This is a genomic window from Vibrio sp. RM-41-2B (assembly GCF_024744415.1).
GTDB lineage: Bacteria > Pseudomonadota > Gammaproteobacteria > Enterobacterales > Vibrionaceae > Vibrio > Vibrio diabolicus.
Map to the genome: position 1 here is coordinate 73,118 of NZ_JAMQWD010000006.1, position 20,165 is coordinate 93,282.

The 20,165-nt window shown below is 45.3% G+C and carries 16 protein-coding genes; 9 read left to right on the plus strand and 7 right to left on the minus strand.

All coding sequences use genetic code 11. From position 1 onward, the window contains the following. The first annotated feature begins 78 nt into the window (after positions 1-78). From hemB to NB463_RS23995, 4 genes are all read left to right on the plus strand, one after another. Positions 79-1,140 carry a porphobilinogen synthase gene (gene hemB / locus NB463_RS05430; RefSeq protein WP_031777176.1) on the plus strand — a complete coding sequence of 354 codons (1,062 nt, stop codon included), beginning with the start codon at positions 79-81 and terminating at the stop codon, positions 1,138-1,140. 127 nt (positions 1,141-1,267) lie between these two features. After that, positions 1,268-1,702 carry a GNAT family N-acetyltransferase gene (locus NB463_RS05435; RefSeq protein ID WP_012841227.1) on the plus strand — a complete coding sequence of 145 codons (435 nt, stop codon included), beginning with the start codon at positions 1,268-1,270 and terminating at the stop codon, positions 1,700-1,702. A 620-nt stretch (positions 1,703-2,322) separates the two neighbouring features. Continuing rightward, a complete protein-coding gene (gene polA, locus NB463_RS05440; RefSeq protein WP_258430457.1) occupies positions 2,323-5,109 on the plus strand; it encodes a DNA polymerase I in 2,787 nt (928 codons plus the stop codon). 193 nt (positions 5,110-5,302) lie between these two features. Then, a complete protein-coding gene (locus tag NB463_RS23995) occupies positions 5,303-5,350 on the plus strand; it encodes a hypothetical protein (RefSeq protein WP_438356636.1) in 48 nt (15 codons plus the stop codon). 507 nt (positions 5,351-5,857) lie between these two features. Here the strand turns inward: NB463_RS23995 and yihA are convergent. Continuing rightward, on the minus strand, positions 5,858-6,517 hold the full coding sequence (yihA, locus tag NB463_RS05445) for a ribosome biogenesis GTP-binding protein YihA/YsxC (protein WP_005394452.1): 660 nt from the start codon (positions 6,515-6,517) through the stop codon (positions 5,858-5,860). 159 nt (positions 6,518-6,676) lie between these two features. On the opposite strand from yihA, the gene NB463_RS05450 reads away from it, so the two are divergent. The 5 genes from NB463_RS05450 to hemN all read left to right on the plus strand — a co-directional run bounded on the left by NB463_RS05450 (position 6,677) and on the right by hemN (position 11,387). Then, positions 6,677-7,294 carry a c-type cytochrome gene (locus tag NB463_RS05450; protein WP_005379248.1) on the plus strand — a complete coding sequence of 206 codons (618 nt, stop codon included), beginning with the start codon at positions 6,677-6,679 and terminating at the stop codon, positions 7,292-7,294. 840 nt (positions 7,295-8,134) lie between these two features. Continuing rightward, positions 8,135-8,773: a class I SAM-dependent methyltransferase gene (locus NB463_RS05455; protein WP_258430452.1), complete on the plus strand. Its 639-nt coding sequence runs from the start codon at positions 8,135-8,137 to the stop codon at positions 8,771-8,773. Next, entirely contained in the window at positions 8,773-9,315 is a 543-nt protein-coding gene (gene yihI / locus NB463_RS05460; protein WP_005394455.1) for a Der GTPase-activating protein YihI, read from the plus strand. Before NB463_RS05455 ends, yihI begins: the two co-directional genes overlap by 1 nt. 7 nt (positions 9,316-9,322) lie before the next feature. Next, on the plus strand, positions 9,323-9,811 hold the full coding sequence (locus tag NB463_RS05465; protein ID WP_005379254.1) for a DUF2489 domain-containing protein: 489 nt from the start codon (positions 9,323-9,325) through the stop codon (positions 9,809-9,811). A gap of 184 nt (positions 9,812-9,995) precedes the next feature. Continuing rightward, complete coding sequence (gene hemN, locus NB463_RS05470; protein ID WP_048624602.1) at positions 9,996-11,387, plus strand: oxygen-independent coproporphyrinogen III oxidase; 1,392 nt, start codon at positions 9,996-9,998, stop codon at positions 11,385-11,387. Positions 11,388-11,456: 69 nt separating this feature from the next. On the opposite strand, the gene add is transcribed toward hemN, so the two are convergent. From add to glnA, 6 genes are all read right to left on the minus strand, one after another. Then, complete coding sequence (add, locus tag NB463_RS05475; protein WP_005395038.1) at positions 11,457-12,461, minus strand: adenosine deaminase; 1,005 nt, start codon at positions 12,459-12,461, stop codon at positions 11,457-11,459. Between the two features lie 147 nt (positions 12,462-12,608). Then, the gene (locus NB463_RS05480; protein ID WP_258430445.1) at positions 12,609-15,155 is read right to left on the minus strand and encodes a bifunctional diguanylate cyclase/phosphodiesterase; all 2,547 of its coding nucleotides are present in this window, start codon (positions 15,153-15,155) and stop codon (positions 12,609-12,611) included. Positions 15,156-15,257: 102 nt separating this feature from the next. Beyond that, positions 15,258-16,661, minus strand: a complete 1,404-nt coding sequence (gene glnG, locus NB463_RS05485) for a nitrogen regulation protein NR(I) (RefSeq protein ID WP_005395036.1) — start codon at positions 16,659-16,661, stop codon at positions 15,258-15,260. 57 nt (positions 16,662-16,718) lie between these two features. Then, positions 16,719-17,765, minus strand: coding sequence for a nitrogen regulation protein NR(II) (glnL, locus tag NB463_RS05490; RefSeq protein WP_012841226.1), 1,047 nt, complete (start codon positions 17,763-17,765; stop codon positions 16,719-16,721). A gap of 132 nt (positions 17,766-17,897) precedes the next feature. Then, the gene (locus NB463_RS05495; RefSeq protein WP_047009386.1) at positions 17,898-18,479 is read right to left on the minus strand and encodes a DUF4124 domain-containing protein; all 582 of its coding nucleotides are present in this window, start codon (positions 18,477-18,479) and stop codon (positions 17,898-17,900) included. 196 nt (positions 18,480-18,675) lie between these two features. After that, complete coding sequence (glnA, locus tag NB463_RS05500) at positions 18,676-20,085, minus strand: glutamate--ammonia ligase (RefSeq protein ID WP_005395023.1); 1,410 nt, start codon at positions 20,083-20,085, stop codon at positions 18,676-18,678. Between the last annotated feature and the right edge of the window lie 80 nt (positions 20,086-20,165).

Below are 20,165 nucleotides of genomic sequence, written 5' to 3' on the forward strand. Positions count from 1 at the left end.
GCAACATGCATCAAGAGTGATATGATTTTGTTCACCAGATGATTTGATCATCATAACCGTCCAGACAAGGAGAAAATGGTGTCTGTATCAATTCAAGGTCCATTCCCTGCACGCCGTATGCGTCGTTTACGTAAGCACGATTTTAGTCGTCGTTTGATGGCTGAGAACCAACTTTCTGTTAATGATCTGATTTACCCAATGTTCATCCTAATGGGTAAAGATCGTCGTGAGAGCGTGGAGTCCATGCCGGGTGTAGAGCGTTTGTCGATTGATTTAATGCTAGAAGAAGCGCAATACCTTGCAAATCTAGGCGTTCCAGCAATCGCGCTTTTCCCTGTCGTAAACCAAGACGCTAAAAGCTTATGTGCTACTGAAGCCTACAACCCAGAAGGTTTGGTTCAGCGAGCAGTACGTGCGCTTAAAGAACATATTCCTCAAATCGGTGTGATCACAGACGTGGCACTTGACCCATTCACGACGCACGGCCAAGACGGCATCATCGATGAAGATGGTTACGTAATGAATGATGAAACCACAGAAGTATTGGTTAAGCAGGCTTTGTCTCACGCTGAAGCGGGTGCTGACGTCGTCGCGCCTTCAGACATGATGGATGGCCGAATTGGTAAGATCCGCGAAGCATTAGAAAACGCGGGCTACATCCATACTCAAATCATGGCTTACTCGGCTAAATACGCATCGAACTACTACGGACCATTCCGTGATGCGGTTGGCTCCTCTTCAAATCTAAAAGGCGGCAACAAGAAAAACTACCAAATGGACCCAGCAAACATTGATGAAGCGATTCACGAAGTGGCGCTAGACATCAATGAAGGTGCGGACATGGTGATGGTTAAACCTGGTATGCCATACTTAGATGTAGTTCGCCGAGTAAAAACTGAACTTCAAGTACCGACATTTGCTTATCAAGTATCTGGCGAGTACGCGATGCATAAAGCGGCGATCATGAATGGCTGGCTCAAAGAGCGCGAAATTGTGATGGAATCACTACTGTGCTTCAAACGTGCAGGTGCTGACGGCATCTTAACGTACTTTGCGAAAGATGTGGCTGAGTGGTTGGCAGAAGAGAATGCACAAACTGCTCAACACCTAAATCGTACTCCGGAAGCGACTGAAGAGTAATTATCGCTCAGTGAGAAACACCAGACCAACAAGAGTTGTTCGTCTGTATATACCCAAGTAACCTCAGGCGGATTACAACAGTAACAATCCAAGGTGCTTGGGTATTTTTATTTTGGAGAAGAGAACAATGACAATGCTGATTCGTGAAGGCACATTGGAAGAAGCACTTCAAGTTGTGGCACGTGTTACCGAATTTTCGAAAGGAGAAACGGTAGACTCCATGACTCAACGTTTAGAAGAGAAAAACAGTTTAATCCTCGTTGCAGAAAAAAATGGCACGATTGTCGGCTTCAAAATAGGTTACGAATTAGAGGATGGTGTTTTCTATAGCTGGTTAGGTGGTGTAGTTCCTGAGGCTCGAAATGAAGGCGTGGCACAATTACTTTTGGAAGCACAAGAAGATTGGGCGGCTGAGCAAGGCTATAACACGTTAAAAGTGAAATCTCGAAATCAGTTTCCTGCTATGCTTCGATTGTTATTGAGAAATGGCTATATCATTGAAAAATTTGAAGAAAAAATCAATCTTCGTGAATCTCGAGTTCATTTCATTAAAGCGATGTGAAAATAAATGAGATTTTTTCTCATTTAACTGTTGACTACGAAATGAGAATCATTATTATTAAACCTGTCTTAGGGAATGAGGAAGAGTTCACAAGGACGTTGAATGACTTATTAACAGAAGTTGATTAACTGAAAGTTGAGAAGTGATGAAACATTTTTCCGAGAACTTGCACGAATTCTTTTTGACACGACATTGCTCACATTGCTTCCAGTGTAATTTATAGCTTCTTGGTTAAGCTGCTCTATTTACAGAATTTGCTTTACCACTTCTGCTAGGCGACCCCATTCGGGTCGCTTTTTTCTTTTCTACGATTTCTATTTGACGTCACTATTCGTATTTTTTCCACACACGATGATCATTTAAGGATCGTTGATCTTCTCGCCGTTTTATAAAATAAATATTTAAAAACAATAACTTACCGTGTGTGTTTTTTGTGTTTTCTATCATTGGATAACCAGTGGATAATTTCTATAAACAGAGTTATCCACAGGGTGAGGTTGTCTTCGTGAATAAAATCGAAAAATTTACGCGACCTAGATCGAGCGAACAAGATAGATTCGGATCAGCAGTCATGGCATCCTAGGCAGATCTCTCAAGTACTGAATTGGATACAGACAATTATGGCAAGTATTCCTGAAAATCCGTTGATCCTTATCGACGGCTCTTCTTACCTATATCGCGCTTTTCACGCCTACCCGGGCACCATGAGTAATGGTGAAATTCCAACTAATGCCGTTTACGGTGTCGTGAACATGTTACGCAGCATGATGCGTCAGTTTGCGTCTGAGCGCATCGCGGTGGTTTTCGATGCGAAGGGAAAAACCTTCCGTGATGATATGTATGCAGAATACAAAGCTAATCGTCCGCCAATGCCGGATGATCTGCGTTGCCAAATTGAACCATTGCACAATGTTATTCGCGCGATGGGTTTACCACTGATCTGCGTTCCTGGTGTCGAAGCAGATGACGTCATTGGTACGTTGGCGCATCAAGCATCACAAAAGGGCATGCCTGTATTGATCAGTACTGGTGATAAAGACATGGCGCAGTTGGTGGATGATAATATTACCTTGATCAACACCATGACGAACGTCGTGATGGATCGTGAAGGTGTGGTTGAAAAGTTTGGCATTCCACCTGAGTTAATCATCGACTACCTAGCGCTGATGGGCGATAAAGTAGATAACATCCCTGGTGTACCAGGCGTGGGTGACAAAACAGCGACTGCACTACTGCAAGGTATTGGCGGTCTGACTAAGCTGTATGAAAATCTCGATGACATTGCTGCGCTCGGTTTCCGTGGTTCTAAAACCATGGCGAAGAAGCTCATCGATAACAAAGAAAATGCCATGCTGTCGTACGAGCTCGCAACCATTAAATTGGATGTTGAACTTGAAGAAACGCCAGAATCACTGCTGAAAGCGGAACCAAATAAAGACGAACTAGTGAAGCTGTATGGTCAACTGACGTTTAAATCTTGGTTGAACGAGCTACTTGAAGGCGGTTCTGGATCGGTAGAAGCTGTTGAGCTTGCTGGCTCTGCTCAAGCCTCTGCTTCTCATGCCGAGATGGAAACTTCCGCAGTGACAATCGACCGTAGCCAATATGAAACGATTCTGGATGAAGAAACCTTCAATGCGTGGCTAGACAAACTTCAAATGGCCGAGTTGTTTGCGTTTGATACGGAAACCGACAACCTAGATTACATGCTAGCGAACCTAGTTGGTTTGTCATTCGCTGTCGATGAAGGTATTGCCGCTTATGTGCCTGTTGCACATGACTACCTAGATGCACCTGAACAGCTTGATCGTGATTGGGTTCTAGAACAGCTTAAGCCAATTCTTGAAGATGCAGCGAAAGCAAAAGTTGGTCAAAACTTAAAGTATGATGCGTCTGTATTGGCTCGTTATGATATTGAGCTAAAAGGTATCAAGCACGACACGATGTTGGAATCGTACATTTACAACAGTGTCGGCGGTAAACACGATATGGACAGCTTGGCGCTTCGCTTCCTACAACATAGTTGCATTTCTTTTGAGCAAATTGCAGGTAAAGGCAAAAATCAGCTTACATTTAACCAAATCGAGTTGGAACAAGCATCGCCATACGCGGCAGAAGATGCGGATGTGACCCTTCGTCTGCACAATCGCTTGTTTGCGAATATCGAGCAGGATGAAAGCCTGAAGACTGTGTACGAAGAGATTGAAATGCCGTTGGTGCCAGTTCTTTCGCGCATTGAACGCACCGGGGTCTTTATTGACGAAATGAAGCTGAGTGCGCAGTCGGTAGAGATTACCGCTCGCCTTGATGAGCTTGAAAAGAAAGCGTATGAAACTGCAGAGCAAGAGTTCAACATGAACTCGCCAAAGCAATTACAAGCCATCCTATTTGAAAAAATGGGTTTACCGGTGGTGAAGAAAACGCCATCAGGTACACCATCGACGAATGAAGAAGTGCTACAAGAGCTTGCCTTAGATTACCCACTGCCAAAATTGATTTTGGAATATCGCGGTTTGGCGAAGCTTAAATCGACGTACACGGATAAGCTGCCGAAGATGATCAACCCAACAACAGGGCGTGTGCATACTTCTTACCATCAAGCGGTAACCGCAACAGGTCGTCTATCTTCTACTGATCCGAACTTACAGAACATTCCAATTCGTAACGAAGCCGGCCGTCGTATTCGCCAAGCGTTTGTCGCACCAGCTGGCCATAAAATCTTAGCGGTCGACTACTCGCAAATCGAACTGCGCATCATGGCGCACCTTTCTGGCGACCAAGCGTTATTGGATGCCTTCCGTGATGGTAAAGACATTCACGCGGCAACTGCGGCAGAAATTATGGGTCTGGATATTGAACAAGTATCCAGTGAGCAGCGTCGCCGTGCTAAAGCCGTTAACTTCGGGCTTATCTATGGCATGAGTGCATTTGGTTTGGCGAAGCAGCTTGGTATCCCTCGCGGCGAAGCACAAGCCTACATGGATAAATACTTTGAGCGTTACCCTGGCGTGATGCAGTACATGGAAGACACACGCAGCACGGCTGCAGATAAGGGCTATGTAGAAACGATTTTTGGTCGACGTTTGCATTTACCAGAAATCAAATCGCGCAACGGAATGCGTCGTAAAGCTGCTGAACGTGCCGCAATCAACGCACCGATGCAAGGTACAGCTGCGGACATCATTAAGAAAGCGATGCTGTTGGTTGATCAGTGGATTCAGGAAGAAGGCAATGGCCGTGTGAAGTTGTTAATGCAAGTACACGATGAATTGGTCTTTGAAGTTGAAGAGTCATCATTGTCCGAAATTGAAAGTAAAGTACAGAAATTGATGGAATCTGCAGCAGAGCTAAAAGTACCGTTGGTTGCAGAAGCAGGGCACGGTGACAACTGGGATCAAGCTCATTAGTCACTTTTAGACCAAAATAACCAATTAATTATGAGCCAGCGCACAAACGCTGGCTTTTTTTTGCGATTAAAAAAGCTAGCGCAAAGTTAACTTTGATGTTGCTTAATAAAAATTTCATGAAAAAAAACTACAAAAATTCTTTGCAATTCTGACCAATTGTTGTACATTAGTACTCGTAGGGTACAGAGGTAAGATGTTCTATCTTTCAGACCTTTTGTTTCACGTTATTGGATTAGGCTGATTCAGCCGCCCCAGTCAGCTTTTGACTGGGGCGTTTTTTATTGGGCGAAAGAAAATTTTTCTTTTTGTTCAATGTGTTGGGTTGGTAACGACTTGTCTTTATATTTCTCCCATCTTTAACCTATTGCCTACACTCCAATTTTCTTCAAAAACTCGCAAACTATTCAGTCTGTAAATTTATGCCAATCACACTATGATTTTTTCTTGAAGGAAACTAAGTTGAAGGGAAAATGGGAAGGTTTCTGTCTAACTTGTTGAATTGTATTTTCTTTATTGGTTATGGTTGTGAGTTAATTAAGCGAAAGCTAAAGTTAGGCGGCTTTTTAAGCTATTGAAATCCTCCGATAGTTCAGCAATGCTTCGTCACACAACAATAATTACCAATTTTTCTCTCCCGTTATCCCTGCCAGGAAGGTGGGGATTTTTATTGCCTGTTATTTAGCTCAGATAAACAAAAGCCCCACCAAATGGTAGGGCCGTGTCGAAAAAATTTAACAAATATTGTTAATTATTCTTCGTCGCTTGCTGGGGTATCCAGTTCGCCTTCTTCTATCAGGTGCGCGAGCGCCGGTGCAAACCAGGTATCCAGTTTTGCGCGCAGCTGATCAACGCCTAATCCTTTAAGGGAAGAGAACACATCAACGGAAACGTCGCCACCGAAAGTTTCCACCTGTTTGCGAACTTTCAGCAGGGTTTGTTTGCGTGCGCCACTTTTTAGTTTATCTGCTTTGGTTAGCAAAACTTGCACAGGAATGTGGCTATCGATGGCCCAGAAAATCATTTGCTGGTCGAGATCTTTCATTGGATGACGAATGTCCATCAGAACCACTAAGCCTTTTAGGCACTCGCGTTTCTGTAAGTATTCACCCAAAGATTTCTGCCATTTGTTTTTCATCTCTACCGGTACTTGAGCAAAACCGTATCCAGGTAGATCGACAATGTGACAACCTTCTTCTACTTTGAAAAGGTTGATTAATTGCGTACGACCAGGTGTCTTTGATGTCTTGGCTAAGCTTTTTTGATTAGTTAGACGGTTAAGTGCACTCGATTTACCAGCGTTTGAGCGTCCTGCAAACGCAATTTCGACACCTTCGTCTTCCGGTAGGTGACGAATATCGGGTGCGCTGGTGATGAAATGCGTATTTTGGTAATGAATTTTTACGCTCACTGTTAACTCCATCTCGACTTTGTGTAGTCGATTGATTACTTTTTTGTGAAAATGTGTAAAATAACCGTGCTCGGCATAAGGTCGCCTATTGTACCATGAGTGTACGCGGTATGTTCACATTCCGTGGTACTGGAAGCTTGATAATTATAATGGAATGTCATGAAGAAATTAGCGCTAATTTTGAGTCTTTTAGCCAGTTGCTCAGTATGGGCCCAAGGTAATATTGAGGCTGGTAAAGCAAAATCACAAACCTGTGTCGCCTGTCACGGAGCAGATGGCAACAGTGCAATAACAACGTACCCGAAACTCGCAGGCCAACACGCTAAGTATCTTGAGAAGCAGTTAAAAGAACTTAAGCTAGGCATGACAAGTGGTGGTAAACAAGGTCGTTACGATCCTGTAATGAGTGGTATGGCAATGCCACTGAGCGATGAAGATATCGCAGACCTATCTGCTTACTACGCTTCGCTACCAGTTTCAGAAAACTCAACACCTGAAGATGTGGTAGCAAAAGGCAAAACGCTTTATACCGCTGGTGATGCCGAGCGTGGCCTAACCGCATGTATTGCATGTCATGGTCCTCGTGGCAATGGTACTGAGCTTTCAGGTTTCCCGAAAATTTCTGGTCAGCATGCTGACTACATCAAAGCTCAGCTAGAAAAATTCCGTGATGGCGACCGTGGTAATGATATGAATGCCATGATGCGCGACATCGCGAAGAAAATGACAGACGAAGATATCGAAGTGCTGTCTAAATACGTTGGCGGTCTGCACTAATATACCTAAATCGCTCAAGATCCTGCATCTTGAGTTTATTGGGTAGATGTCCCTACATCGTTCGAGCAACTTGTACAAAAATGCCCTAGTGAATCCACTAGGGCATTTTTGTTCGTGACAGATATCACAGTCGAGTTTGGATGCGAAAGCGATAGTTAGCTCGGTAGTTTGTGAGACATTTGCCATACTTGAGGTTGGCTTTTTCTTGTTAGTGTTTTTAAGTTTTTGATTAAATGATAATTTTGATATTTTTATAAAAATAGGCGGATTATTTTTTCAACCCATTACTTGTGAGCATCGCGGGATGGCGTAAAGTAGAAGTTGTTCACAGGGGGTGAATGTAAGGATTTAAGGCCACGGTTTAGGTCTCCAAGGATGTAGCTCGGATGCTTGGTGATTTAGAAAGGGATTTAGATAGGTAGGGAGCCTATCTGATAAGGATGGTCATCTCGTCTGACGGTTAAGACAGTGAAACGGATCAGGCACAGGAAGTTGCTCAGTAGACAGGAAGTAAACGGATAGCCAAAACTCATCAGGAAGATGAAAAACAACTCTTTTTCGCAGGGAAAGCTCGAAAAACAAAGGGATCATTGGTGCACCAAATGTGTGCAACACAGTTTCGCCAATTGATGGCACTTAGAAAGCGACAGTCTGACTGTCGCTTTTTTTATATTCTTTTCCCTTGGTAAGTCGCAATCTGAATTACGATTACTGCACTTATTTACTTCGATGGGTTGTAAACAAAGTTTTTTAACATAAATTGCTGAAAAAATGCTCAGTAACACTCCAATCTGAGTTCACTTTCTGGTATGTTTCGCATCCCTGTTTGAGGAAGTCAGCATGCATACCTGTCCTTTATGCCAAAATCAGCGTACTCACCACTATTTTGAAGATAATCGACGTGAATATCTTCAATGTGAGCAGTGCAGTTTGGTGTTTGTGAATCCAGACCAACGTTTGGATGCGGAAACCGAAAAAGCTCACTATGATTTGCATGAGAACAACCCTGAAGATTTAGGTTACCGACGCTTTTTGTCGCGTATTGCTGACCCGATCACAGAGCGAATTTCTCCACAATCAAATGGTATCGACTTTGGTTGTGGTCCTGGCCCAACGCTCTCCTTGATGCTGGAAGAGGCGGGGCACAACATGGCGTTGTACGATCTCTACTACCACCCTGATACGTCGGTTTTAGAAAAAACGTATGACTTCATGACAGCAACAGAGGTGATAGAGCACCTCTACCACCCAGATTTGGTGTGGAAGCAATGGTTGAATTTAGTTAAGCCAGGGGGCTGGATAGGCCTGATGACGAAAATGGTCATCGACGTGGAGGCTTTCAAATCATGGCATTATAAGAACGATCTCACTCATGTAGTGTTCTTTAGTCGTGACACGTTCCAGTTCCTAGCAGAGCGGGATAAGCTCGAACTCGAATTTATTGGTAATGATGTAATTTTACTGAGGAAACCCCAGTAATGAGCCGTAGTAAAAAATCTAGAAAGCCAGGTGCCGCTGGCGCACCTGAGTTTGTTGTAACTCGTAACCGTACAGAATCTGATGTGGAAGGCCGCCTACGCAAGCGTGCTAAAAAGCGCAAAGGCTTGAAAACGGGTAACCGTAACTCAGAAGTTAACGAGCAGAAAAAGCAAGCTGCTGCACAAAACCGCGACCCGCGTTTAGGCAGTAAAAAGAAAATTCCTCTGGTTGTTGAGCCTGCGAAGAAAATGACGAAGCAAGAGCGTCGTTTGTCGGCAGAGCAAGAACTAGAGATGCTAGAAAATGATGCGCAATTGAACGTGTTGCTAGACCGTATTGAAGCGGGTGAAAACCTAGGCACAGGTCTACAGAAATACGTCGATGAGAAGCTCGACCGCATTGAGAAGCTAATGGACCAACTAGGTTTGTTGGAACCTGAAGAAGAGGAAGACTTCACTGCTCCTGCTGAGAAAAGCACGCGCAATGATGATGACTTGCTGGCAGATTTCGACGACATTAACTTCGACGACTACAAAGGATAATTAAGCTATGAATGTAACCTTATTAGCTATTGCTGGTGTTGTGATTATCATCGCACTTGCTTCTTATGCAGGTTACCTTCTGCTTCAATTGAAAAAGCAAAAGGAATTGCAGCTAAAGCATCAAAAATTGGCGATAGATAAACGTAACGCCAACATTTTTGAGAATGTGCATACCTTGTGTCAGGCGGGTATTCAAGGCCAATGCGATTTATCTGAAATCAGTATTCGTGTGTATAACATCATGGATTATGTACAAGGTGAAGACCGTGTCGATTTCGATAAAACGTACCCAGCAATTTCTGAGCTTTACCATATCGTGAAAGATATGGCGCGTGGTGAAGAACGCCAACAACTTGCCAAGAAAGAGCGTATGCAACAGAACTTGACGCGTCATAAAGCGGAAAGCCGCCTCACTGATGCGATCATTGAAGAGCTCAAAGTGTTGCAGAAAAACGTCCAGCCACTGAATAATCAAATCAATATTCAGATGATTTAATAGTTACCCCCAATGGTTTCCTTATGACTGCTGGGGGTATCGTGATCACGCTAGCACTTCTTTAGTTTTATAATTAAAAAGCCAGTCGGCGTTGCCACGCTTGTCATCGTCGTATGGCAAAATAGCGGCTCTGAATATCGGGTGACGGCTTTCGTTGCCCTAGCATTTAACGGAAAGTACCACCATGTCGAATCAACACACTGAATCGAAGCAGCAAATCGTCTGGGATCAAGCGGTATTGGATAAGTACAACTATTCCGGTCCTCGCTACACGTCGTACCCAACGGCGCTGGAGTTCCATGAAGCGTTCACCATTTCTGATTATGATATGGCATGCACTCAGTACCCAGACCGCCCATTATCGCTGTACGTACACATTCCGTTCTGTCACAAGCTTTGTTACTACTGTGGTTGTAATAAAGTCATCACGCGCCACTCGCACAAAGCGGACGAATACCTCGATGTGCTTGAGCATGAGATTCGTCAACGTGCAGCCTTATTGGTGGGCAGAACGGTAACGCAATTGCACTTTGGTGGTGGTACGCCAACGTTCCTTTCTGAAAAGCAAATTACACGCGTAATGAGCCTGTTGCGCCAAGAGTTTACCTTTAGCAGTGATGCTGAAATCAGTATCGAAGTTGACCCGCGTGAAATTCAGATCACCATGTTGGATCACCTGCGTAGCGAAGGCTTTAACCGCTTGAGCATCGGTGTTCAGGACTTCAACAAAGAAGTGCAAAAACTGGTGAACCGTGAGCAAGATGAAGAGTTCATCTTTGCGATGGTTGCGCGCGCAAAAGAGTTGGGTTTCCGTTCGACAAACCTAGATTTGATCTACGGCTTGCCAAAGCAAACCAAAGACTCTTTTGCCAAGACGTTAGAACAAGTACTGGAAATGCAGCCGGGCCGTCTGTCCGTGTTTAACTACGCGCACATGCCACAGCTATTTGCAGCGCAGCGTAAGATTAAAGACGAAGATCTGCCTAAAGCAGAAGAGAAGATGGCGATTCTGCAAGATACCATCGCGACACTGACTGGTGCTGGCTACCAGTTCATCGGTATGGACCATTTTGCATTGCCTGATGACGAACTTGCCGTTGCTCAGCGCGAAGGTATTTTGCATCGCAACTTCCAAGGCTACACCACACAAGGTGAATGTGATTTGGTTGGCTTTGGTGTCTCTGCAATCTCGATGATCGGCGATGCATACGCGCAAAACCAGAAAGAGCTGAAGAAATACTACGCTCAAGTCAACGAACTTCGTCACGCACTGTGGAAAGGGGTTTCGCTGGATTCTGATGACTTGCTCCGTCGTGAAGTGATTAAGCAGCTGATCTGTAATTTTAAGTTAGACAAGAAAGCGATTGAGTCTGAGTTTAAAGTGAAGTTTGATCAGTACTTTAAAGAAGACTTGCAGCTACTTCAGACCTTCATCAACGATGAGCTGGTGGAAGTGGATGACAATGAAATTCGTGTGACACTGCGAGGTCGTTTGCTGATCCGTAATATTTGTATGAGCTTCGATAAGTACCTGCGAGCGAAGGCGCGTCAGCAACAATTCTCTCGTGTTATCTAATCATAGACGCCGATTCAAGATATAAAAAATGCCAGCAGATGCTGGCATTTTTTTATGTTTTCGCTGGATTTAAGCGCGATCTTTTACTTTTGCTTTCAGTTCCGCTTTTTCTGCTTCTGAAAGGAACGCAATCTCAAGGCCATTGATTTGCGCTTGGCGAATCTGGTCTTGGCTCAGACCAGCTGCTGGTGCCGCTACTTCGTATTCGTATGGCAGTTCGATGCCTTCTACCGCTGGATCATCAGTGTTCAGACACGCAAGAACGCCATGCTCTAGGAACTGTTTGAGAGGGTGGTTTTCTAACGTTTCTACCGTGCTTGTTTGGTAGTTTGATGTTAGGCAAGACTCAATACCAATGCGGTTTTCTGCTAGGTAATCCATCAGTTTTGGATCGTGGATCGCTTTTACGCCGTGTCCGATACGAGTTGCGCCCAGCTCATTGATTGCTTGCCACATGCTCTCTGCACCTGCTGCTTCACCAGCGTGAACCGTTACCCCAAGGCCAGCATCGCGTACTTGCTTGAAGTGAGACACAAAGCGATCACCCGGTTGGCCCAGTTCGTCACCCGCCAAGTCGACGGCAACGATGTGATCTTTTTGGCTCAGAATGCCGTCCAGTTCTTGTTGGCATGCGTCGGTGCCAAATGTGCGACTCATGATGCCGATCAGGTTGGCTTTCACGCCAAAATCGCGCATACCCGCTTGCACACCGTCCACGACTGCTTCAACAACACCCGCTACTGGTAACTTGTGTTTCATTGCCATGTAGTATGGTGAGAAACGCAGTTCAGCATAATCGATTTGAGCGTTTAGTGCGTCTTCCACGTTTTCGTACGCCACACGACGACACGCATCTAGGTCGCCCAGTACCGCAACACCCCAGTCGAGCTTAGAAAGGAAAGCTACAAGAGAGGGTTCCGCTTCGACAATTTGAACGTGAGGAGTTAGAGACTCAATATCGTACGCTGGCAGAGCAATACCAAATTTTTGGCCAAGCTCAAGAATCGTTTTAGTACGAATGTTACCGTCAAGGTGGCGGTGCAAATCAGTAAGAGGAAGGTTCTTCGTTATCATTATGTCGATCCGGATAGTTATGAACTGGAACAGGGCCCAAACATCATCTGTGACAATACATGGGTAAGATTTGCAGTTAAGTATAAATAACAGTTAGGTAGATTGTCAGTAGAGGATGACTAGGAAATCAACGATTCTCGCTCTTTTCTACTTCATGTTAACCAAATGTGTTGGCCACTCTTCTAGTGGCATTGGACGGCTGTAATAGAAGCCTTGCACTTGGTTGCAGCCTAAAGAGCGTAGTAATTGTGCTTGATTGCTATCCTCTACGCCTTCTGCGACGACATTGGTTTTGAGGCCCGCGGTGATATTGATGACCGCAGCAACGACCGAACTGTCTAAGTTTTCTTGCGTGAGTTGATTGATGAAGGTGCGATCAATCTTCAAACAAGTAAATGGCAGTGAGTGAAGATAACCCAGTGATGAGTAACCGGTACCGAAATCATCGATCGCGATACCAATCCCCATATCACGCAGTTTGGTCATATTTTCCAGTGTGGTTGGTGCGCTATCAATAATGCGCGACTCGGTGATCTCCAGTGTTAGGTTACTGGCGGGTAATTTTGTGATATCCAATACGTTGGTCACCGTATCGACAAAATCAGGGCAGGACAGTTGATTAACGGAGATGTTCACATGCAGTTGGAAGTCTGATGGCCACTGATTACTTTGAATGGCTTGGTATGTATCGCGGCAAGCTTGTAATAGAATTTGTTGGCCAATGGCTTTGATCATGCCGCTTTCTTCTGCGATTGGAATAAAATCTAGTGGTGACACCATTCCTGAGTCACTGTGCCAGCGCGCCAGCGCTTCTGCGCCACACACATTACCACTAGCGAGATCCACAATAGGTTGATAATGAGGGACAAATTCTTGGTTTTCGATGCCAGTTTGAATCTTAGTCAGCATTTGGGTGCGGAACTTTGAAGCGCTTGCCAGTTCAGGGCTGTAATGACAGACACCGGTCAGTGAGTCTTGCTTGGCGTAGCTTAATGCGATGCTGGCGTTGCGAAGCCACAGCGGCATGGTTTCATTTGGTTGGGTTTGCACAATGCCAAGTGAAATCTTCATCACTACATTCTCGCCTTCCACCATAAATGGGGTGGAAAAGAGTTGCTGTAATCGACGCTCGGTTTGTTTAACTTGGGCTTCAGTATCGGCGTTTGAGAGAAACACTGCGAACTCATCACCACCAATCCGAGCCAGTAACGCGTTATCACTAAACTCTTGTTTTAGCCTTTCTGCGATGCTGACCAACAGTTGATCACCGTTATGATGACCCACACTGTCGTTGATATCTCTAAATTTGTTGATACCAAGTAAAAATAAACTGCCGTGGCACAGGTGAGATTGGTTCTCACAGATTTCGACCAAGCCCTGACGACTGTATAAGCGTGTCAGAGAGTCATAAACCAACTGCTCACGCAACGCTTTAAATGAGGCTCTGAGGTTACTCGTCATCTCATTAAAGGCATGCACAAGTACCGTTGTCTCATACACATAACCAGGTTTTGGCATACTGCTGTCCCAATCGCCATTCGCAAGGTGTTGGGCGGCGTCGGCCGTCGCGTTAATCGGTCTGGTGACTCGGTTGAAAATGATCCAACTGATGGCGATACCAAATAAGCTGACGATAAACCCGACCAGCCAACTCTTTTGTTGGCTTTTCGGCAATGTACCCAGCAACTCGGATTCAGATATAGAGGTGCCAATAAACCATGTTAAACCGTTTTGATCTCGGTATGGGGTTAGTCGGCTGAAAATACGTTGGCCGTCATGCTCAAATGAAAAGGTGTAAGGTTGCTTAGTATTGTTGAGATCAAACGACCGAACGCGGCTCGCACTGATTTTGATGATCGGATCTGCGTTTTCAGCCGCAAACAAACGCTGCCCTTTATCAGAAAACTTTGTGCCCCATGAGATAACGCTTCCCGGGCCTGAGTGAGCGATTAAACGATGATCTGGGTCCATGATGTAGACCGAAGCTTTGGTGTTGTATTTTAACTCACGTAGAAATTCGTTAAATGTGTTGATGCGAATGTCTGTCACCAACACGCCAGCAAATTGGTCGTGTTTATACACCGGTGTCATGGCTGACAGCGTAATATCCTGGCGTTCATCGGCATTCGTATAAATCTCAGACCACATCGAGGTTTGAGTCTCTGCGACGGGCGTATACCATGGGCGAGTGCGAGGATCGTATGGAGAGATAACCGTTCGAATGCTATTACTCACATGGTTGGTGCCATAAATAATCAGATCACCATCGGTATATCGATCTTGAACCATTAAGGTGTAATCGTCGGAAAGCTCGCGGCGGAACCCGGCAAAGTCACCGCTTTCTGAACCAAATGCGATGACATCCAACTGCGGTATCGATTGGTAAAGGTTTTTGAATGCACTCAGCAGGTAGCTTTGAATATCTGAGGTGTCGTGAGGGTGATAAAGGTTGTGATAGCTGACGTTATGCGCGAGAGCCATAACCGCAGTAAACGGCTTGCGCAGATAGCTATTAAGGTGGTCGTGGACACTTTCGGTTAACACGGAAAGTTGTTTGTCGCTGATATCTGTGACCACTTCTTCGTAGCTTTGTTTTTGGACGTAGACAATGACACCGATCGCCAGTAAGAAGATCATGACAAATGGAATGAGAACAGCGGTACGCAGTGTAATTTGAGTCGTAGCAGTAGACATTGCCTAATCACATAGATGGTGGTGCGCCACAATTGTACTGATATTTTTGTTAATATCGAGTGACAAACGACTCTCGTTGTTAACGCACCACGTAAGTGATTGTCAGTACAATTCTTTTAATTTTCTGGTAAGCGTGTTTCGCCCCCAGCCTAATACTTTAGCGGCATCTTGCTTGTGACCTTTAGTGTGCTCCAAAGCTGCCTCTAATAAAATGCGCTCAAATTCTGGTAAAGCATAAGAAAGCAGTTCTTTATCTCCTGCCGCGAGTGATTGACGTGCCCAATCCGCCAATTGTTCTTGCCAGCTGCCATGTTCAGAGTCCGAAATGGATTTTTTCTCTTCGAGCAGTTCGCTTGGTAAGTCGTTTGGCAATACCTCGCTACCACTGGCCATGACGGTTAACCAACGGCAAATATTCTCTAATTGACGCACGTTGCCCGGCCAATCAAGGCGGTTAAGAATTTCAACGGTCGACGGATGCAGAGTTTTGGTTTCGACCCCCAGCTCATCAGCCGCTCGGATAAGAAAATGCTGCGTAAGTTTTTCGATGTCCTGCTTACGTTCACGCAATGCCGGAATCTGCACTCGAATCACGTTCAAGCGATGGAATAAGTCTTCACGGAAATCGCCTTCATGCACCAGCTTTTCTAAATTCTGGTGTGTTGCCGCGACAATCCTTACGTCGACGCTGATTGGGGAGTGACCGCCCACTCGATAAAACTGTCCGTCGGCCAGAACACGCAGCAAACGGGTTTGAATATCTAACGGCATGTCACCGATTTCGTCTAAAAATAGGGTGCCGCCATTGGCTTGTTCGAATCGACCCTGACGAACATTGTTCGCCCCGGTAAATGCCCCTTTTTCATGACCAAACAACTCTGACTCAATCAGATCTTTGGGAATCGCCGCCATATTGAGTGCAATAAAAGGTTTGTTGGCGCGAGGACTATGGCGGTGCAACGCATGAGCAACAAGCTCTTTACCCGTGCCCGATTCACCGTTAATCAATACTGAAATTGAGGAGCGAGAAAGACGACCAATGGCTCGAAATACTTCTTGCATGGCTGGCGCTTCACCGATGATTTCTGGCGTTTCCGCAGGAATGTCTTCTGGAGAGAGTTGCTCACGTTTATTTTCGTGACTGTGTGCAATCGCTCGTTCAACCAGAGTTAAGGTTTCATCGATATCAAAAGGTTTTGGTAAGTATTCAAAGGCACCTTTTTGGTACGCATTCACTGCCGCATCCAAATCTGAGTGGGCGGTCATGATAATCACGGGAAGGTCTGGGTAATCGCGCTGTACTTGTTTTAGCAGCTCTAATCCATCAATGCCCGGCATGCGAATGTCTGATACCAGCACATCTGGTACTTCGCGTTCGAGCGCCATCAAAACGCTTTCCCCATCGGCATAGGTTTCGCATTTTATGTTGGCAGAGGAGAGCGTTTTCTCCATCACCCAGCGAATAGAACTGTCGTCATCAACGACCCAAACATATCCTTTACTCATGTAGTAATCCTTGCAGCAAACCGAAAAACTGATGCGACTTGAAGTCCATTAGCGCAATCAGATCGGCAAATAAATAGTAAATGTTGTGTGACCAGGCCAGCTTTCTACGTCTATTTTTCCATTGTGCTGGTCGATCAAATTTTGTGAAATAGACAGCCCTAAGCCAGTTCCTCCCTCGCGGCCACTGACCATGGGATAGAACAGCGTGTCTTGTAATTCCGGTGGAATGCCAGGGCCGTTGTCTGTGATTTCGACACGCGCAGCGAGTTTACAGCGTTTGCCGTGAATATTAGCTTGATGCACCGTTCTGGTGCGAATGGTGATTTTACCGTGTTCTTGATGGCTAAGAATTTGCGCTGCATTACTGACGATATTAAGCATCGCCTGTTCGATTTGGTCCGCATCCATCAAAATTTCTGGCAAGCTCGGGTCGTAATCACGTTCAATCACGATTGAACGTTGCGATTCTAGTTCAACCAACTGGCGGACCTTTTCCAGAATTTGATGCAAGTTTTCTTGTGTCTTCTTACCTGGCTTTTGTGGTCCGAGTAATCGATCAACGAGCGCTCTTAAACGGTCGGCTTGCTCAATAATGATGTGCGTATATTCGGTGAGAGAGGGATCTGGCAGCATTTTTTCTAGCAATTGCGCTGCACCACGTAATCCACCTAGCGGGTTTTTGATCTCATGTGCAAGCCCTCGGACTAACAGTTTCGCCGCTTGTTGTTGGGCGTGCTGGTTCAGTTCTTGAGAGAGTCGGCGCTGCTGATCAATTTTGCGCATCTCAACCAGAAGCATCAACTGCTTTTGCCAAGTGATTGGGCTAACTGTCACCTCTAGCATTAAGGGGCGGCCATCAACAACGAAAGTGACGTCACTGTCGGTGATGCTTTGGCCACTTTGCAATGGTTGAGTGAGCAGCGCGAGATCCAGCGACGCATGTTGAATCAATTGAGAAAGCGATTGTTCAACAATACGTTTCGCGCTTTGAGAAAACAGCAACTCGGCAGCCGGATTGGCATAACGGATAGCCAATCCATCATCAAGAATCAGCGTTGCTGTCACCATGTTGTTGAGAATGGCACTAGGAAGACTGGTATCCACATTACGTCCTTGTTTTGCTTTAAGATTGTGCGTTGCACAATAATGGTGCAATTGAACGTTAAGTATGGCGAATAAATCTCAGAAGAAAAAGTGAAAAGCACCGCAGTGATGCTATTTTTTTCACCAGATATTCTATTTTGCCCCTTTTACGGTCGGCTTAACACTTGCTCTATGTAAATGCACCGTTATAGGGCTAGTAGATGCAATAAGCTTGCCGCTTCTTTTCGCGTGCACGGCCAGTGTGTGGGTGCCTCGGTCAATATTGTTTAACTGCCACATCATATGGCTTTGTGGCGCACCATAAGGTTTTCCGTCGAGCAGCAGTTGCAACTGTTCGCCGATACCAAGCTTGCGATTGGTTTCCAGTTGAATATTGATGATGCCTCGGTTGCTGCGGATGGTTTCGTTATGTTGAGGAGTCAGCATCGAGAGCTTTAATGGGAGAGGTTTATCGGTTTTCTTTTCCGGCTTGTCTTGTGGCTCTTTCGATGGCTTGGTCTGAGGGGCGAGTGATTCCGTGCTTTCTACCTTAGGAGCGGGTGCGCTGGCTTCAAGGTTTGGCAACGCGATGGCTTTTGCACCTTGGTTTGGCGTATCACTAAAATGAACCACGCCATTTTTATCTACCCATGTATAAGCAACCTGCGCTGATGCGATGGAGGCGATTAACAATCCGCTGAGAGCACATAGCGATGGAATAAGCTGAACTTTCATTGCTCACCTTCTTTTGATCGATGATTTCACGTTTCAATGGCTTAGCTCTTTGACCTACAAGGTAAAAAGTCCAAGCGTATTTTTATTATCCCCTCATGTTAAACGTCGAATCTTGACTGACGAATACAAAAAAGGCCCGCCTGCGAGGCGAGCCTAATATTTTGTTGCTGTGTTTACATTTTACACAGTGTCGACCTTATACAGAGTAGTAAAGTTCGAACTCAACTGGGTGAGTTGTCATGTTCACGCGCTCTACGTCCTGAGATTTCAGTTCGATATAAGAGTCGATGAAGTCGTCAGAGAATACACCACCCGCTGTTAGAAATTCACGATCAGCATCTAGCTCTGCTAGTGCGTCTTTCAGTGAGTATGCAACCGTTGGGATTTCTGCTGCTTCTTCTGCTGGTAGATCGTAAAGGTCTTTATCCATTGCTTCGCCTGGGTGGATCTTGTTCTTAATACCGTCAAGACCAGCCATTAGCATTGATGCAAAGCATAGGTATGGGTTAGCCGCTGGGTCACCAAAGCGAACTTCGATACGACGTGCTTTCGGGCTTGGTACCACAGGGATACGGATTGAAGCAGAGCGGTTACGTGCAGAGTAAGCAAGCATAACTGGCGCTTCGAAGCCTGGTACAAGACGTTTGTACGAGTTTGTTGATGGGTTAGCAAATGCGTTGATTGCACGAGCGTGTTTGATGATACCGCCAATGTAGTAAAGCGCCATTTCAGATAGACCGCCGTACTTGTCACCAGCAAATAGGTTTACACCATCTTTCGCTAGAGATTGGTGAACGTGCATACCGCTACCGTTGTCACCAACAAGTGGTTTAGGCATGAATGTTGCCGTTTTACCAAACGCGTGAGCAACGTTGTGTACAACGTACTTGTAGATTTGGATTTCGTCAGCTTTGGTTGTTAGCGTGTTGAAACGAGTTGCGATTTCGTTTTGACCCGCTGTTGCCACTTCGTGGTGGTGAGCTTCAACAACAAGACCCATCTCTTCCATTACTAGACACATAGCAGAACGGATATCTTGAGATGAATCCACTGGAGCTACAGGGAAGTAACCACCTTTAACGCCTGGACGGTGACCTTTGTTACCTTCTTCGTAATCAGAACCCGTGTTCCATGCTGCTTCTACGTCATCGATCTTGAAGAAAGAGCCTGACATGTCAGTCGCGAACTTCACGTCGTCAAATAGGAAGAATTCTGGCTCAGGACCGATAAGTACAGTATCTGCAACGCCAGTAGAGCGCATGAAGTCTTCAGCGCGTTTTGCGATAGAACGTGGGTCACGGTCGTAGCCTTGCATTGTTGCCGGCTCTAAGATGTCACAACGGATGTTGAGTGTTGCGTCTTCCGTGAATGGGTCAAGCACAGCAGAAGATGCGTCAGGCATCATTACCATGTCTGATTCGTTGATACCTTTCCAGCCAGCAACTGATGAACCATCGAACATTTTACCTTCTTCGAAGAAGTCTGCGTCGATTTGGTGAGCAGGGATCGAAATGTGCTGCTCTTTACCTTTTGTATCAGTGAAGCGTAGGTCAACAAACTTAACTTCGTTTTCTTGGATCAGCGATAGAACGTTTTCTACTGACATCTTGGATAACCTCCAGTGTTAATAAGCGGTAAAAGCTCGATTTATGAATTATTCATGAAACCTGGCATTGATTAATCAAT

Excerpts from the sequence above, each read along its gene's own strand:
- hemN (WP_048624602.1), top strand. The coding sequence starts at position 9,996 with ATGTCGAATCAACACACTGAATCGAAGCAGCAAATCGTCTGGGATCAA.
- NB463_RS05450 (WP_005379248.1), top strand. The coding sequence starts at position 6,677 with ATGAAGAAATTAGCGCTAATTTTGAGTCTTTTAGCCAGTTGCTCAGTA.
- polA (WP_258430457.1), top strand. The coding sequence starts at position 2,323 with ATGGCAAGTATTCCTGAAAATCCGTTGATCCTTATCGACGGCTCTTCT.
- NB463_RS05465 (WP_005379254.1), top strand. The coding sequence starts at position 9,323 with ATGAATGTAACCTTATTAGCTATTGCTGGTGTTGTGATTATCATCGCA.
- NB463_RS05435 (WP_012841227.1), top strand. The coding sequence starts at position 1,268 with ATGACAATGCTGATTCGTGAAGGCACATTGGAAGAAGCACTTCAAGTT.
- NB463_RS05480 (WP_258430445.1), bottom strand. The coding sequence starts at position 15,155 with ATGTCTACTGCTACGACTCAAATTACACTGCGTACCGCTGTTCTCATT.
- glnA (WP_005395023.1), bottom strand. The coding sequence starts at position 20,085 with ATGTCAGTAGAAAACGTTCTATCGCTGATCCAAGAAAACGAAGTTAAG.
- yihI (WP_005394455.1), top strand. The coding sequence starts at position 8,773 with ATGAGCCGTAGTAAAAAATCTAGAAAGCCAGGTGCCGCTGGCGCACCT.
- NB463_RS05455 (WP_258430452.1), top strand. The coding sequence starts at position 8,135 with ATGCATACCTGTCCTTTATGCCAAAATCAGCGTACTCACCACTATTTT.
- glnG (WP_005395036.1), bottom strand. The coding sequence starts at position 16,661 with ATGAGTAAAGGATATGTTTGGGTCGTTGATGACGACAGTTCTATTCGC.
- add (WP_005395038.1), bottom strand. The coding sequence starts at position 12,461 with ATGATAACGAAGAACCTTCCTCTTACTGATTTGCACCGCCACCTTGAC.
- NB463_RS05495 (WP_047009386.1), bottom strand. The coding sequence starts at position 18,479 with ATGAAAGTTCAGCTTATTCCATCGCTATGTGCTCTCAGCGGATTGTTA.